This is a genomic window from Pseudolabrys sp. (assembly GCF_035943735.1).
Taxonomy (GTDB): domain Bacteria; phylum Pseudomonadota; class Alphaproteobacteria; order Rhizobiales; family Xanthobacteraceae; genus Pseudolabrys.
Map to the genome: position 1 here is coordinate 1 of NZ_DASZBV010000028.1, position 15,378 is coordinate 15,378.

A 15,378-nucleotide genomic window follows, 5' to 3' on the forward strand; every position below is an offset into this window, starting at 1 on the left:
GGCCCCGTCGCTGCCCGGAAGTACGGCCCAAAGGGTCTTCAAGAACGCCGCAAGTGGAGCGCCGGGAGGCGCCTCGTCCCGATCGCAAGGGATGAGGAGACGCCTCGCAAGCGTCTCATCGGGCGGCTTCGCCAGCCGCTCCGGGAGCGATCGCAAGCTCCCGCGTCTGCCGGCGCTCCGCTCCCCTCGGGGAGCCGAGAATTGGAATTTGCACGACGGCGTACCCGGCGCCGACCAAAGAATACGGGCGGCGGAGCGTTGGCTGTTTGACAGTTGAATCGGAAATGCGAATGCGGCGCGCCGCTCTCGCTTCACCCTTCCCTGGAGGGGGAGGGTGAAGACAGGTCGCTCACGCCACCTTCTTGCCCCACAGCCGCGCCGAGGCGAGATCGGCGCCCTCGCGCAACGCGCGCAGCTTCAGCCACACCGCCGGCTCGATCACCCATTCGCGGTTGGTGAAGGTGCCGAAGCCGCAATCGGTCGAGGCGACGACGCGCTCGCGCTCGCCGACCGCGCGCACCGCGTCCTCGATGCGCCGCGCCACCACTTCCGGATGCTCGACGAAGTTCGACGTCGTCTCGATGACGCCGGGCACGAGCACCATGTCCTTCGGCAGCGGATGCGTCTTGAACGCGGCGTATTCGTGCGCGTGCCGCGGATTGGAGAACTCGATCGACAGCGCGCCGACGTTCGCCTGGTACAGCGCCGGCAGGATTGTCGTCAGCGGAATGTCGTGGATGTGCGGGCCTTCCCAGTTGCCGTAGCAGACATGCAGGCGCACGCGGTCGCGCGGGATGCCGGCGATGCCTTCGTTGATCGCGGCGACGTGCCGCTCGACCGCCTTGACGAACTCCGCGTCGGAGAGATCGCGGTACAGCATGGTGCGGTCCATGGCGAGATCGGGCGCGTCGATCTGCAGGATCAATCCGGCCTGATGGATCGCCTGGTATTCGTTCTTCATCTCGCGCGACAGCGCCGACAGATACTTGTCCTGCGAGCCGTAATAGGCGTCGAGCATGGTCGAGGAGATGATGCCGGGCGAGGGCGCCGTCATGAACGTCTCGCTGAACTTCGCGCCGGCGATGCGCTTGAAGCGCGCGATCTCGGCCTGCAGCGGCTTGATGTCGCGATATTTGAGTTCGCTCTGGCACTCCGGCGCGTTCTGCTGCTTGCTCACATGCGGGAAGCGGCGCATCAGGCTCGCCACCAGCTCCGGGAATTCCTCGAACTCGCGGCCGCGCCGCCGCTTCGACACGCCGCCGAAGCCGGACATGCGCTGCGGCACGTAGGTCTGGAAACCGACGCGCTGCTGCTCCCCGTCGTTGCCGACGTCGATGCCGGCGGCGGCCTGCTTGTCGACGACGTGGCCGACCGCCTTGTCGAGCTCCGCCGCCATCTCGGCCGCGTCGAAGGCTTCGCCCGCTTCCTGGCGGAGCAGCAAATCGGACAGCTTGTCGTTGCGCGGCAGGCTGCCGACATGCGTCGTCAGAATACGGTCGCGGCTGAAGATCATGAAATCCTCCCTCGCATGTCGTCCGGACGGCTCGGCCGGAGCGGCGTTTGCCGCGACCATACCGGCAAATGAAGCGCTGTACAGTGGTGGGGCGGAATGGCCAGAATAACCGGCGAAATATAATCGCATTGCGGTCCCTGCCCACGCTCCGCATAATTCGCGGCAAGACAACGACGAAGCGGCCGGAGGCCGCGATGGGGAGGTTCGACGATGACAGCCGCGGATCAGGCGGTCGACGCCATGGGCGTCGTCCCACGCGAGTACAACTTCGCGGCCGACGTGCTGGCGCGCAACCTCGCCGCCGGGCGCGCCGACAAGGCCGCCTATATCGACGGCCACCGCACGCTCACCTATCGCCAGCTCGCCGACCGCGTCGCGCGCTTCGCCGCCGCCTTGCGCGGTCTCGGCGTGCGCCGCGAGGAGCGCGTGCTGATCGCGCTCACCGACACGATCGACTGGCCGACCGCGTTCCTCGGCTGTCTCAAGGCCGGCATCGTCGCCGTGCCGGTCAACACGCTGCTCACCGAGGACGACTATCGCTTCATGCTCGCCGACAGCCGCGCGCGCTGCCTCGTCGTCTCGGAGGTGCTGCTCCCCAAGTTCGAGCCGCTGATCGGGCAATGTCCCGATCTCGATCACGTCATCGTCTCCGGCGACAACCCGCACGGCTATCGCCTGTTCGAGGATCTGATCGGCGCCGACGAGCCGGAGGATACCACCGCGCCGACCACGGCCGACGACATCGCCTTCTGGCTCTATACGTCCGGCTCGACCGGCAAGCCGAAGGGCGCCGTGCACGTGCATGCGAGCCTCAAGCTCACCGCCGATCTCTTTGGCACGCCGATCGTCGGCCTGACCGAGCACGACGTCGTTTACTCCGTTGCGAAATTGTTCTTCGCCTACGGCCTCGGCAACGCGATGACCTTTCCGCTGATGGTCGGCGCCACCATCGTGCTCAATCCGGACCGGCCGACGCCGGACGGCGTCGCGGCGCTTCTGCGCAAATATCCGGTGACCGCGTTCTTCGGCGTGCCGACCTTCTACGCCGCCTTCCTCGCCAGTCCGAACGCGCCGGCGAAGAGCGAGGTGAAATTGCGCCGCTGCCAATCGGCCGGCGAGGCGCTGCCGGAGAACGTGGCGCGCCGCTTCCTCGATCGTTATGGCGTCGAGATTTCCGACGGCCTCGGCACCACCGAGATGCTGCACATCTTTCTCACCAACAGCCCCGGCAACAACAAGTTCGGCACCACCGGCAAGGCCGTGCCGGGCTACGACATCAAGCTCGTCGGCGAGGACGGCCAGGCGGTGCCGCGCGGCGAAATCGGCGAGTTGTACGTACGCGGGCCGACCAGCGCGGTCATGTACTGGAACAACCGCGAGAAGTCGCGCGACACCTTCCGCGGCGAGTGGACGCGCTGCGGCGACAAGTACATCGAGGACGAGGAGGGCTTCTACGTCTGCTGCGGCCGCGCCGACGACATGCTGAAGGTGTCGGGCATGTACGTGTCGCCGTTCGAGGTCGAGGCGGCGCTGTCGTCGCATCCGGAAGTGCTGGAGGCCGCGGTGGTCGGCTGGTTCGACGACGAGAAGCTGGTCAAGCCGAAAGCCTTCGTCGTGCTCAAGCTGCCGGAGAAGGCCACCGACGCGCTCGTCGGCGCGTTGCAGGAGCATGTGAAGCAGAAGCTGGCGCCATTCAAGTATCCGCGCTGGATCGAATTTCGCAGCGAACTGCCGAAGACCGCGACGGGAAAGATCCAGCGGTTCAAGCTGCGGGCGGAAGGCGGACTGTGACGGGCTTCATCACCGGGCCGCGCGAAGCGGGGGCATAAAAAAATGGCCGGGGTGTTGCCCCGGCCATTTGCATCTCAGCCGCGTGAGCGAAGCGGCTTATTCCGCCGCCTGCTTGGCCGCGCCGGCCTGCGCCGAGGCGAGATAGTCGACCGCCGCCTGCACGCCGCCCTTCTTGTGCGGAATGCCGGCCGCCGACAGCGCCATCTCGGTGATGCCGAGCGCGCCGATCAGCGTGCCGTCGTTGATGTCGCCGAGATGGCCGATGCGGAAGTACTTGCCCGCGTACTGACCGAAGCTGGCGCCGTACGAGATGTTGAACAATTCGAGCGCGAGGCTACGGAACTTGTCCGCGTCGTGGTCCTCCGGCAGCAGGATCGCCGTGATCGTCGGCGAATACTGCGCGGCGTTCTTGTTGAGGTTCTCGAGACCCCAGGCCTTCGCGGCGCGGCGCGTCGCCTCGGCGAGGCGGTCGTGACGCGCGAACACGTTGTCGAGGCCTTCCTCGTGCAGCATGTCGATGCCGACAGCGAGGCCGTGCAGCATCTGCGTCGCCGGCGTGTAGGGGAAGAAGCCGACCTTGTTCATGGCCAGCATCTCGTCCCACGCGAAGAACGACTTCGGCAGCTTCGACGTCTTGTTGGCGGCGAGCGCCTTGTCGCTGACGGCGTTGAACGACATGCCCGGCGGCAGCATCAGGCCCTTCTGCGCGCCGCCGACGGAGACGTCGACGCCCCACTCGTCGTGACGATAGTCGGTCGAGGCGAGCGAGGAGATGGTGTCGACCATGAACAGCGCCGGATGGCCGGCGGCATCGATGGCCTTGCGGATCTCGGCGATCGGCGTCAGCGCGCCCGTCGAAGTCTCGTTGTGCAGGACGCAGACCGCCTTGATCTCCTTGGCCTTGTCCTCACGCAGCTTGGCCTCGATCGCCTTCGGGTCGGCGCCGTTGCGCCAGTCGCTGGCGATGAACTCGGCCTTGAGGCCGAGCTTCTCGGCCATCTTCTTCCACAACGTGGCGAACTGTCCGGTTTCGATCATGAGCACGCGGTCGCCGGGCGACAGCGTGTTCGCGAGCGCCGCTTCCCACGCACCGGTGCCGGTCGCGGTGTAGATGATGACCGGATTGGTGGTCTTGAAGATGGTCTTGATGCCGTCGAGGCAGCGCTTGGCGAGCTTGGCGAATTCCGGACCGCGATGGTCGATGATCGGCGTGTCCATCGCCCGCAGGATGCGGTCGGGGACCGGCGACGGTCCGGGAATCTGCAGGAAATGGCGCCCGACTTGGCGCGACGAATTCTGAGCCATAGGCAGCGCTCCTAACGCGGTAGCTTCAGGGATTGTGGGTAACCACGGCCCGGTCCCGGCCAGGGAGCGGTGCTTGTGGCGTTGAACTATGAATGCAACATTGCGGTCAAGCGGTTTTCCGCATCGCAAACACCTCCGACGCGCATAGGCCGATCGTGGTCAATCAGGGATTTATGCCTTGGCTGTCGTAATGCCAGGCCTGGAGCGGCGGCTCCGGGCCGAATTGACCGGGGACGTGCATTTCGACCGGTTTACCAAGGGCCGCTACGCCACCGACGCCTCGCACTACCAGATCGAGCCGGTCGGCGTGGTGGTGCCGCGCTCCATCGAAGAAGCCGATCGGGCGATAGCCATCGCCCGGGCCGAGGGGGTGACCGTACTGCCGCGCGGCGGCGGCACCTCGCAGTGCGGCCAGACCGTCGGCCACTCGCTGGTGGTGGACTGCTCGAAATACCTCAACCGGATCCTCGATCTCGACGTGAACGCCCGGCGCGTGGCGGTGGAACCTGGCATCGTTCTCGACGAGCTCAACCGGCAGCTCAAGCCGCACGGCCTCTGGTATCCGGTCGACATCTCGACCGCCTCGCGCGCCACCATCGGCGGCATGGCTGGCAACAACTCGTGCGGCGGCCGCTCGCTGCGCTACGGCACGATGCGCGACAACGTGCTGTCGATCGACGCGATCCTCGCCGACGGCGCGAAGGCGCACTTCGGACGCATCGGCCGCGCCGAAGACGCGCCGGAGGCGATCCGGCCGCTCGCGCGCGATCTGCTCGCCATCGGCGCACGCGAAAAGGACGAGATCGCGCTGCGCTTCCCCAAAGTGCAGCGCCGCGTCGGCGGCTACAATCTCGACGCTCTGACGCAAGGTTCGTATCTTGGCAAGAACGACATCAACCTCGCGCACGTGCTGGTCGGTGGCGAGGGTACGCTCGCCTTCTCGACGCGCATCGAATTGCAATTGTCGCCGCTGCTCGGCCGCCGCGCCGTCGGCGCCTGCCATTTCGGCAGCTTCTATGAGGCGATGAATGCGGCGCAATATCTAGTGCGGCTGAAGCCAATCGCCATCGAACTGATCGACCGCACCATGATCGAGCTCGCGGGCGCCATTCCGATCTTCCAGCCGACGCTGGAGCGCTTCGTGCGCGACCAGCCGGAAGCGATCCTTCTGGTCGAGTTCGGCGAGGACGATCACGAGGAAAACCTCCGCCGTATGCGTGAGCTCAAGCAGCTCATCGGCGACCTCGGCTTCGGCTGGGACAAGGGCGGCGCCAAATGGGGCGGCGTGGTCGAAGTGCTCGATCCCGGCCTGCAAGCGGCGATCACCGACCTGCGCACGTCCGGCCTCAACATCATGATGTCGATGAAGGAGCAGGGCAAACCCGTGTCCTTCGTCGAGGACTGCGCGGTGCCGCTCGAGCATCTCGCCGACTACACCAGCCGTCTCACCGCAATCTTCGAGAAGAATGGCACGCGCGGCACCTGGTACGCACACGCCGGTTCCGGCTGCCTGCACGTGCGGCCGATCCTCAACCTGCGGCTCGAGAAGGACGTGCACGCCATGCGCGCCATCGCCGAAGAGGCGTTCGCAATGGTGCGCGAGTACAAGGGCTCGCATTCCGGCGAGCACGGCGATGGCCTGCTGCGGTCCGAGTTCAACGAGCCGATGTTCGGCGCGCGGCTTGCGCGCGCCTTCGAGGAAGTGAAGGACCGCTTCGATCCGCACGGCCTGTTCAATCCGGGCAAGGTGGTGCGGCCGTCGAAATTCGACGACCGCTCGCTGTTCCGCTTCAAGCCCGGCTATCGCGGCGAGGATTTCACGACGCGGCTCGACTGGTCGGCCTGGCCGGGCGCCGGCGGCGGATTCCAGGGCGCCGTCGAGATGTGCAACAACAACGGCGCCTGCCGCGCGCTCGCCGGCGGCGTCATGTGTCCGAGCTATCGCGTCACCCGCGACGAGCGCGACGTCACGCGCGGCCGCGCCAACTCATTGCGTCTGGCGGTGACGGGGCAACTCGGGCCCGATGCGCTCGCCTCCGACGAAATGGTGGAGACGCTCAAGCTGTGCGTCTCGTGCAAGGCCTGCCGGCGCGAGTGTCCGACCGGCGTCGACATGGCACGCATGAAGATCGAGGTGCAGGCCGCGCGTGCGGCAAAGCGGGGCTTCTCGCTGCACGACCGCCTGGTCGGCTGGCTGCCGCGCTATGCGCCCTTCGCCGCGCGCTTGCCGTGGCTGTTCAATCTGCGCGACCAGGTGGGCGCCTTTCGTCGCGGCTTCGAGCGCCTCGCCGGTTTCTCCGAGCGGCGCAGCCTGCCGCAATGGCGACGTGACATCTGGCGCGACAAGTCATCGGCGGGTGAGGGCAAGGAGGTCGTGCTCTTCGCCGACACCTTCAACCGTTATTTCGAGCGTGAAAATCTCGACGCCGCGCTTCGCGTGCTCACGGCGGGCGGCTATCGCGTTCAAGTCGCGGAACCGGCGGCCGGCAAACGGCCGCTCTGCTGCGGCCGCACATTCCTGTCGGTCGGTGCGGTCGACGAGGCGCGGGCCGAGATGGCCCGCACGCTCGATGCGCTGGCGCCTTACGTCACGCGCGGCGTGCCGGTGGTCGGGCTCGAGCCGAGCTGCCTTCTGAGCTTCCGCGACGAATTGCCGGCGCTGATCAAGACCGAGGTGGCGCAGGCGCTCTCGGAAAACGCTTTGCTGTTCGAGGAATTCCTCGTCCGTGAACAGAAGGCGGGCCGCCTGTCGCTGCCGCTCGCGCCGCTGCCGCAGAAGGCGCTGCTGCACGGCCACTGCCATCAGAAGGCCTTCGCCGCCATGGGCGCGGTCGAGGGCGCGCTGCGGCTCGTTCCCGAGCTGCAGGTGGAGACCGTCCAGTCGAGCTGCTGCGGCATGGCCGGCGCCTTCGGTTACGACGCCGACACCATCGACGTGTCGCTGGCGATGGGCGAATTGTCGCTGCTGCCGGCGGTGCGCCGTGCGCCCGCCGACACGCTCATCGTCGCCGACGGCACCTCGTGCCGGCACCAGATTCACGATGGCGCCGCGCGCGAAGCGATGCACGTCGCGCGGGTGCTGGAGATGAGCGTGGAGCGTGCGGGACACTAGCCCCTGATCGCTTTGAGTGTGCCCCGGCCGGGTTCCCGCGCTACACTGCATCGCATGTATTGAACTGAAGGAGATCCGATGCGTCCGACCTTGCTGATCCTGGCTCTCGCGGCCGCGCTCACGGCAACGCAGGCGCAGGCGCTCGATAAGGTGCGGTTTGGAACCAACTGGGTGGCCGAAGCCGAGCACGGCGGCTTCTATCAGGCGCTCGCCGACGGCACCTACAAGAAGTACGGCCTCGAGGTCACCATCGTGCCCGGCGGCCCGAATGTGAACAACCGCATCCTGCTGCCGGTCGGCAGGATCGACTTCTTCATGAGCGCCAATTCGCTGCAGACCTTCGATGCGGTCGCGCACAACGTGCCGACGATCGCGGTGGCCGCGAGCTTCCAGAAGGACCCGCAGGTGCTCATCGCGCATCCGGACGTGAAGAAGCTCGAGGATCTGAAAGGCCACACGCTGTTCATCTCGAAGGAAGGCATGACCACCTATTTCCAGTGGCTCAAGGCCGACTTCGGCTTCGATGACCGCAAGGTGAAGCCCTACACCTTCAATGCGCAGCCCTTTCTCGCCGACCCGAATGCCGCGATGGAGGGCTACGTCACGTCCGAGCCGTTTGCGATCGAGAAGCAGGCGAAATTCAAGCCGTCGGTGTTTCTGCTGGCCGACCATGGCTTCGACAGCTATTCGACATTGATCGAGACGCGCCGCGATCTGGTGGAGAAGAATCCCGATCTGGTGCAGCGCTTCGTCGACGCTTCGGCGATCGGCTGGTACCACTACATCTACGGCGACAGCCGTCCCGGCAATGCGCTGATCAAGCAGCACAACCCGGAAATGACCAACGACCAGCTCGCTTATTCGATCGCGAGGATGCGGGAGGACGGCATCGTCGATTCCGGCGACACCGTAAAGCTCGGCATCGGCGCCATGACCGATGCGCGCTGGAAGGACTTCTACGACAAGATGGTGCACGCCGGCGTGGTCAGGCCTGGCCTCGATTACAAGCGCGGCTACACGCTCCGGTTCGTGAACAAGGGCGTGGGCGTGGACCTGCGGCCGAAGTGAATGAGCGCGCCGGCCGCCACAACAGCGACGATCGTTTCTCTCCGCCACGTCGGCAAGACGTTCGATAGCGGCACGACGGCGCTCGCCGGCTTCGATCTCGACGTGCGCGGCGGCGAGTTCGTGTCGCTGCTCGGACCTTCGGGTTGCGGCAAGTCGACCGCCCTGCGCATCGTCGCGGGCCTGAGCGCGCCGTCTGCCGGCACGGTGGCGTGGCCTCAGGGCGAGCGGCGCATCGGCTTCGTTTTCCAGGAGCCGACGTTGATGCCGTGGGCGACCGTGTCGGCCAACGTCGCCTTGCCGCTGCGGCTTGCCCATGCGGATAGCCGCACCACAGACAGCGCGGTCGCGCAAAGTCTGGCGCGCGTTGGGCTCACTGATTTCAGTGGCGCCTATCCGCGCGAACTGTCCGGCGGCATGAAGATGCGCGCGTCCATCGCCCGCGCCTTGGTGACCGAGCCCGATCTCTTGCTGATGGACGAGCCCTTCGCCGCGCTCGACGAGATCAGCCGCTTCAAGCTCAACAACGACCTGCTCAGCTTGTGGCAGTCGCTGCGGCGCACGGTGGTCTTCGTCACGCATTCGGTATTCGAGTCGGTCTACCTCTCGCAACGCATATTGGTGATGAGCCCGCGTCCGGGCCGGGTCGTGGCCGAGATCACCATTCCTGCCGCCTATCCGCGCGACGAGGAGTTCCGCACCTCCGCCGAATATGCCGGCTACTGCCGTCAGGTGGCGCAGGCGCTGGCGGCGGCGATGGCCGGGGAGCGCGCGGCATGAACGAGCGCCTGCTCCGTCTTGCGCTGCCTGTCCTGGTGCTCGTCATCGCGATCGTGCTGTGGGGCGCGGTCGTGCGCATCGAGGCGATCCCGCCTTACGTCTTGCCGTCGCCGGGGCTGGTCGCGTCGACTTTGGTCTCCGACGGCCCGCTGCTGATGCACTCGCTTTGGGCGACCTTGGTCACCACGCTCGAGGGCTTCGCGCTGGCGGCGATCGGCGGCATCGGCCTTGCCGTGTTGTTCAGCCAGTCGCGCGCCGTCGAGTATTCACTCTATCCCTACGCCGTGATCCTGCAGGTGACGCCGGTCGTCGCCGTCGCGCCGCTGTTGCTGATCTACCTGCCGCAGCCGCTCGCCGTGCTCGCCTGCGCCTGGATCGTCGCCTTCTTCCCGGTGCTGGCCAACACCACGCTCGGGCTGAATTCGGTCGATCACAATCTGCTGGCGCTGTTCGAACTGTACAAAGCCTCGCGCTGGCAAATCCTCTGGCGGCTGAAGCTGCCGGCGGCGCTGCCGCAGATGCTGACCGGCCTGCGCATCGCCGGCGGCCTGTCGCTGATCGGCGCCGTCGTCGCCGAGATCGCCGCGGGCTCGGCCGGCGCCGGCTCGGGGCTTGCCTACCGCATCGCCGAGTCGGGCTACCGCCTCAACATCCCGCGCATGTTCGCGGCCTTGTTGCTGCTCTCGGTCGCCGGCGTGTGCATCTATTTCGTGCTGTCGTTCCTGTCGCATCTGATGCTGCGGCGCTGGCACGAAAGCGCGATCGCCCGCGAGCGCTAACCGTAATACTGCGAGGCGATGCCGAGCAGCGCCATCACCACGATCACCTCGATCATGCCGCGATGGAAGCGGAAGGCGATGATCGCTGCGGTCACGGCGAGGATCGCCGCGTGCGTGTCGAGGCCGGCCGGATCGAAGGCGTACCAGCGCAGCACCCCGAGATGGCGTTCGGTGATCGTGCCGAACAGGACGTGCAGCGCGAACCAGACCGATAGATTCAGAATAACGCCGACGACGGCCGCGGTGATGGCGGCGAGGGCGCCGGCGAGCCGCTTGTTGGCGCGCAGCTCTTCGAGAAACGGCGCGCCGGCGAAAATCCAGAGCAGGGCCGGCACGAACGTGACCCAGGTCGTCAGCGCGGCCCCGATCAGTCCGGCTCCGAGCGGCGAGAACGGCGCCGGCGCGCGGAACGCGGCGAGGAATCCGACGAACTGTGTCACCAGGATCAGCGGACCCGGCGTCGTCTCGGCGAGACCGAGGCCATCGACCATCTCCGGCGCGGTCAGCCAATGATGCGACTGCACGACCTGCTGCGCCATATAGGCGAGCACCGCATAGGCGCCGCCGAAGGTGACAACGGCGAGCTTGGAGAAGAACAGGCCGATCGCCACCAGCACGTGGCCGGATCCGAGCAGCAGCGCGGCGAGCGCGACCGGAGCCCACCAGATCGCCAGGCCGATCGCTAGCGCGAGACCGAACTGGCGCCAGCGGCCGGCGCCGCGACCGGCTTCGACGACCTGCGTCGTCGTCAGGCCAACGAGGTCCGGCCGCGAGCGCGCGACCAGATAGCCGGTCAGCGCCGCCAGCCCGACAATCAGCGGGAAGGGCAGATCGAAAAAGTAGATACCGACGAAGGCGAGCGCGGCGAGGCCGATCATCAGCCAGGATTTCAGCGCGCGCTTGCCGATGCGGATCAGCGCCTCGACGACGATCACCAGCACGGCGGCCTTGATGCCGAACAGCGCGCCATCGATGGCGGTGACGCCGCGTCCGTAGGCGTAGAGCAGGCTCAGCCCCAGCATGACGAAGGCGCCGGGCAGGACGAACATAATGCCGGCGGCCAGCCCGCCGCGCACGCCGTGCAGCATCCAGCCGACATAGGTGGCGAGCTGCGTCGCTTCCGGTCCCGGCAGCAGCATTGAGAAATTGAGCGCGTGCAAAAAGCGCGGCTCATCGATCCATTTTTTCTCGTCGACGAGGATGCGATGCATCATCGCGATCTGCCCGGCCGGGCCGCCGAAGTTGATGCAGCCGATCTTCAGCCAGACCGCGAAGGCCTCGCCGAAGGTCGGCTGTTCATTTTCTGTTGTCATCGTGCTGGTGCTCATGCTGCGGCTTTCGCGGGCCAATTGTGCCGTTCGCCGGCGGCGAAGCGCAGCCAGGCGAACAACGCATCATAGATGACGAAGCCGCGCGCGAGCAGGCCGTGATCGTCGTCGCCGGCTAGCGCCGACAGGCCGAGCGAGACCGCGTGCAGGCCGGCCGCTTCCGGCGCGAGATCGGCACGCGCGGTGTCGGCACCGCGCACGATCAGCGCCAGCCGGTGCAGGTGGGCGTCGCTCTCCAGCCGGAACAGGGCCAGCATGGTGTCGAACGAACAGCGCTCGCCCACATGGCTCAGTTCGACGTCCGGAACGTCGAACGGGATGGCGCCGCTCTCGCGCGCGACCGCCAGCACCTCGTCGGGATCGACGAAGAGGATACGCGCCTGCGGATCGAGGAAACGGCGGATCAGCCACGGGCAGGCGACGCGATCGATCTTCGGCCGCCGCCGCGTCACCCAGACGCTCGGGCGCGTGGGCGCGATGCGGTCGAGCGCAGCTTTGTCGACCAGCGGCAGGCCGGCCGCCGTCCAGGCGTCGTAGCCGCCGGCGAGGATGTGCGCATCGTAGCCGTCGGCGCGCAACTCGGCCGCCGCGCGTTGGCTCAGGTCATGTCCCGCCTTGCAGAAGAAGACGATCGGCCGTTCGCGATCGAGGTCGGGCAGCCGGTGGGCGAAGTTGGCCAAATCGCACCAGGTCGCGCCCGGCAGCAGATGTGGTGAGGCCTCGTATAGATCGCGCCGCCGCACGTCGATGATCTGCGGCGCGTCGTATGTCGCAATCGCGTTCCAGAGATCTTGCGGTGAGACGGCGTAGCTTGGAGACAGCATGGGTCCCCTCCGTAATCGAAGGAGACGGCGCTTGGGCTCGCAAGCCTTGGGAAGCGGGGCGACCGTCGCAGGCCCCGTGCATGGATGTTAGGTCAGTGGATCGGCACGATCAACGACAATCCCGACAGCAGTAGCAGACCGAGGATGATCTTGCGGAAGGCGGCGTCATCGAGCCTGCCGTAAAGCCGGACGCCTACCCACAGGCCCAGCAGCAACGCCGGCAGCCCCAGCGCGAAAAGCCGCAGGATGCCGACGTGGAGGAGGTGGCCTGAGGCGGCGAAGGTCGCCGTCGTCATCGTCATGGTCAGGAAGAGCACCGGCTGGAAGATCGCCCGTTGCGCGTCCTTGGCCCCGCCGCCCAACTGCACCCAGATCGTGCTGATGACGCCGCCGAGGCCGGTCAGTCCGCCAAGCAGGCCATTGAAGATGCCGACGACCCCGTCGAGAACCGGACGAGACTTGACCGGTCTGAAGCTTGGCCGCGCCAGATTGTAGGTGCTGTAAGCGATGAGCAGCACGCCGACACCGAAGCGGATGTGCATGGGATTCAGATAGGTCACGAGATGCGCGCCGAGCGGCACGCCGACGGCGCCGCCGATTACGAACGGAAAAATTCGCCGCCACTGCACGGCGTGGCGGACCTTCCAGATGCCATAGCCTTGATTGACCATCCCGTAGGCGGCGATCAGCACCGCGGTCTGCAGCGGCGTGATGATGTGCAGCCAGATGCCGGAGACCACGAGGCCGGCCGCGAACCCGGTCAGGCCGCTGGTAAAACCGCCGAGAAAAGTGGCGAAGAGAAAAAGAGACAGGCTCATTGCATCCATAGCGTTCGCTCCCAAAGCGAAAGGGCGCAGCGCTTGGATGAGGCTCATCTGACGGGGAGGCGGCTCGGACCCCGAAGTTGGTGATGTTCGGAGTTCCGTCAGCGCGCAAACAGCATGGGTCCCCTCCGCATACGAAGGAGACGGCGCTTGGGCTGGTGAGCCTTGGGAGGCGGGGCGCCCGTCGCATGCCCCGCGTGGCAATGCATAGGATATCTCGTTACCGCGTTCAAGCCTGCTGGCGTCAAATCGACGGGAAACGTGTCGGCATCTCCGCCTCGCCAGCCGCTCTTCGCTTCTGTAGCTTTCGCGAGGGAGGAGCAAATGAGCAATCGAATCGATCTGTCTGGCCGCAAGGCGGTCGTTACCGGCGGCGCGCAGGGCATCGGCCGCACGATCGTCGAGCGTTTTCTCGAGTCGGGCGCGGACGTCGCGATCTGGGATCGCGATCTCGCGCTGGCGCAGAAGACCGCCGAGGCGCTGAAGGGCAAGGGCTGCGTCGCGGCTTTCGCTGTCGATGTGACGCAATACGCCGACGTCGAGCGCGCGCGCGACGCCACCATCAAAGAGTTCGGCGGCATCGATATCCTGGTGAACAATGCCGGCATTTCCGGGCCCAATGTGCCGACGTGGGAATATCCTTTGGACGCCTGGCGCAACGTGCTGTCCGTCAACCTCGACGGCCCGTTCCACTGCTGCCGCGCTATCGCCCCCACGATGATCGCGCGGAAATACGGCCGCATCGTCAACATCGCCTCGATCGCCGGCAAGGAGGGCAATCCGAACGCGCCCGCCTATTCGGCATCGAAGGCCGCCGTCATCGCACTGACGAAATCGCTGGGTAAGGAACTGGCGGGCTACGACATCTCGGTCAACGCCATCACGCCGGCGGCGGCGCGCACCGCGATCTTCGACCAGATGACGCAACAGCACATCGACTTCATGCTGTCGAAGATCCCGCGCGGCCGCTTCGTCACCGTCGAGGAGATCGCGGCGCTTGCCGCCTTTTGCGCCTCGGCCGAGTGCTCCTTCACGACCGGCGCGGTCTTCGACATCTCGGGTGGGCGGGCGACCTATTGACCGACCTTGTACTCCATCGGCGTCAGCGGCTGATCGGCATCGCACTGATGTGTGGCACGGTGGCGCTGTTCGCCTGCCTCGACACGACCGCGAAATATCTCAACACCGAGATGGACGCATTCCAGATCGCGTGGGGGCGCTACACCAGCGCTTTCATCCTCACTTTATTCGTGTCCAACCCGGTCAGCCGGCCGGAGCTCTTGAAGACCGGTAGCCTCAAGCTTCAGATCCTGCGCTCGCTGCTGCTGGTTGCGTCGACGGTGCTGAATTTCCTCGCGCTGCGCTGGATGCAGCTCGACGAAGTGCTGTCGATCATCTTCACCTTTCCGTTCATCGTCGCCATGGCCTCGATCCCGCTCTTGGGCGAGCGTATCGGCTGGCGGCGCTGGTCGGCGATCTGCTTCGGCTTCTGCGGCGTGCTGGTGATCACGCGGCCCGGTTTCACCGCCGTGCAGCCGGCGGCTTTGTTCTCGCTCGCCGCCACGATCTGCTACGGCTTCTACGCCGTCATCACGCGCATCGCCTCGCGCACCGATTCGAACCAGACCTCGCTCTTCTACACGAACCTGATCGGCGCGTTGGTGATGCTGCCCATCGTGCCCTTTGTCTGGCAAAGCCCGGCGCACTGGACCACGGTCGCGCTGATGCTGATGACCGGCGTCCTTGGCAGCCTGGGGCATTTCCTGCTGATTTCCGGTCATAAACTGGCGCCGGCCTCCGTGCTGGCGCCGTTCATCTACACCCAGCTCATCTGGGTCGTGATCCTCGGCTACGTCGTTTTCGATCATGTCCCCAATGTCTGGACCATGGCCGGCGCCTCGATGGTGGTCGGCTCGGGCCTCTACATGATCTGGCGCGAACGGAAGTTGGGCCGAACCACGACCAGCGAGAGTGTTCTGGAGGGGCCGCGGGATTAGGCCCACCGCAGCGCTGGCCTGCATCATAGGCCAGTTGCGGCGCCGCGGTCGGAGGCGCTA

At 66.3% G+C, this 15,378-nt stretch carries 12 protein-coding genes; 7 read left to right on the top strand and 5 right to left on the bottom strand.

The window, feature by feature from the left end; all coding sequences use genetic code 11:
- Positions 1–349 precede the first annotated feature (349 nt).
- Complete coding sequence (locus tag VGV41_RS22645; protein ID WP_326866513.1) at positions 350–1,513, bottom strand: cobalamin-independent methionine synthase II family protein; 1,164 nt, start codon at positions 1,511–1,513, stop codon at positions 350–352.
- A 210-nt stretch (positions 1,514–1,723) separates the two neighbouring features.
- Between VGV41_RS22645 and VGV41_RS22650 the strand changes: the two genes are divergently transcribed.
- Positions 1,724–3,304, top strand: coding sequence for a benzoate-CoA ligase family protein (locus tag VGV41_RS22650; protein WP_326866514.1), 1,581 nt, complete (start codon positions 1,724–1,726; stop codon positions 3,302–3,304).
- Between the two features lie 96 nt (positions 3,305–3,400).
- Here the strand turns inward: VGV41_RS22650 and VGV41_RS22655 are convergent, their stop codons facing one another.
- A complete protein-coding gene (locus tag VGV41_RS22655) occupies positions 3,401–4,609 on the bottom strand; it encodes a pyridoxal-phosphate-dependent aminotransferase family protein (RefSeq protein WP_326866516.1) in 1,209 nt (402 codons plus the stop codon).
- A 190-nt stretch (positions 4,610–4,799) separates the two neighbouring features.
- On the opposite strand from VGV41_RS22655, the gene VGV41_RS22660 reads away from it, so the two are divergent.
- From VGV41_RS22660 to VGV41_RS22675, 4 genes are all read left to right on the top strand, one after another.
- Complete coding sequence (locus VGV41_RS22660) at positions 4,800–7,721, top strand: FAD-binding and (Fe-S)-binding domain-containing protein (RefSeq protein ID WP_326866584.1); 2,922 nt, start codon at positions 4,800–4,802, stop codon at positions 7,719–7,721.
- 78 nt (positions 7,722–7,799) lie between these two features.
- The gene (locus tag VGV41_RS22665; protein WP_326866517.1) at positions 7,800–8,789 is read left to right on the top strand and encodes an ABC transporter substrate-binding protein; all 990 of its coding nucleotides are present in this window, start codon (positions 7,800–7,802) and stop codon (positions 8,787–8,789) included.
- Positions 8,790–9,566 carry an ABC transporter ATP-binding protein gene (locus tag VGV41_RS22670; RefSeq protein WP_326866518.1) on the top strand — a complete coding sequence of 259 codons (777 nt, stop codon included), beginning with the start codon at positions 8,790–8,792 and terminating at the stop codon, positions 9,564–9,566.
- On the top strand, positions 9,563–10,345 hold the full coding sequence (locus tag VGV41_RS22675) for an ABC transporter permease (protein ID WP_326866519.1): 783 nt from the start codon (positions 9,563–9,565) through the stop codon (positions 10,343–10,345). The genes VGV41_RS22670 and VGV41_RS22675 overlap by 4 nt, the downstream gene beginning before the upstream one ends.
- Here VGV41_RS22675 and chrA read toward each other — a convergent pair.
- The 3 genes from chrA to VGV41_RS22690 form a co-directional block, all read right to left on the bottom strand.
- Positions 10,342–11,673 carry a chromate efflux transporter gene (gene chrA / locus VGV41_RS22680; protein WP_326866520.1) on the bottom strand — a complete coding sequence of 444 codons (1,332 nt, stop codon included), beginning with the start codon at positions 11,671–11,673 and terminating at the stop codon, positions 10,342–10,344. The two genes, VGV41_RS22675 and chrA, sit on opposite strands and share 4 nt — an antisense overlap.
- The gene (locus VGV41_RS22685; RefSeq protein ID WP_414705192.1) at positions 11,670–12,494 is read right to left on the bottom strand and encodes a chromate resistance protein ChrB domain-containing protein; all 825 of its coding nucleotides are present in this window, start codon (positions 12,492–12,494) and stop codon (positions 11,670–11,672) included. Before VGV41_RS22685 ends, chrA begins: the two co-directional genes overlap by 4 nt.
- 95 nt (positions 12,495–12,589) lie before the next feature.
- Positions 12,590–13,315, bottom strand: coding sequence for a sulfite exporter TauE/SafE family protein (locus VGV41_RS22690; RefSeq protein WP_326866523.1), 726 nt, complete (start codon positions 13,313–13,315; stop codon positions 12,590–12,592).
- Between the two features lie 330 nt (positions 13,316–13,645).
- Between VGV41_RS22690 and VGV41_RS22695 the strand changes: the two genes are divergently transcribed.
- On the top strand, positions 13,646–14,401 hold the full coding sequence (locus VGV41_RS22695; RefSeq protein ID WP_326866524.1) for an SDR family NAD(P)-dependent oxidoreductase: 756 nt from the start codon (positions 13,646–13,648) through the stop codon (positions 14,399–14,401).
- Positions 14,398–15,318 (top strand): DMT family transporter, encoded by a 921-nt coding sequence (locus VGV41_RS22700; RefSeq protein ID WP_326866525.1) that lies wholly within the window; start codon positions 14,398–14,400, stop codon positions 15,316–15,318. The genes VGV41_RS22695 and VGV41_RS22700 overlap by 4 nt, the downstream gene beginning before the upstream one ends.
- The last annotated feature ends 60 nt before the right edge of the window (positions 15,319–15,378 follow it).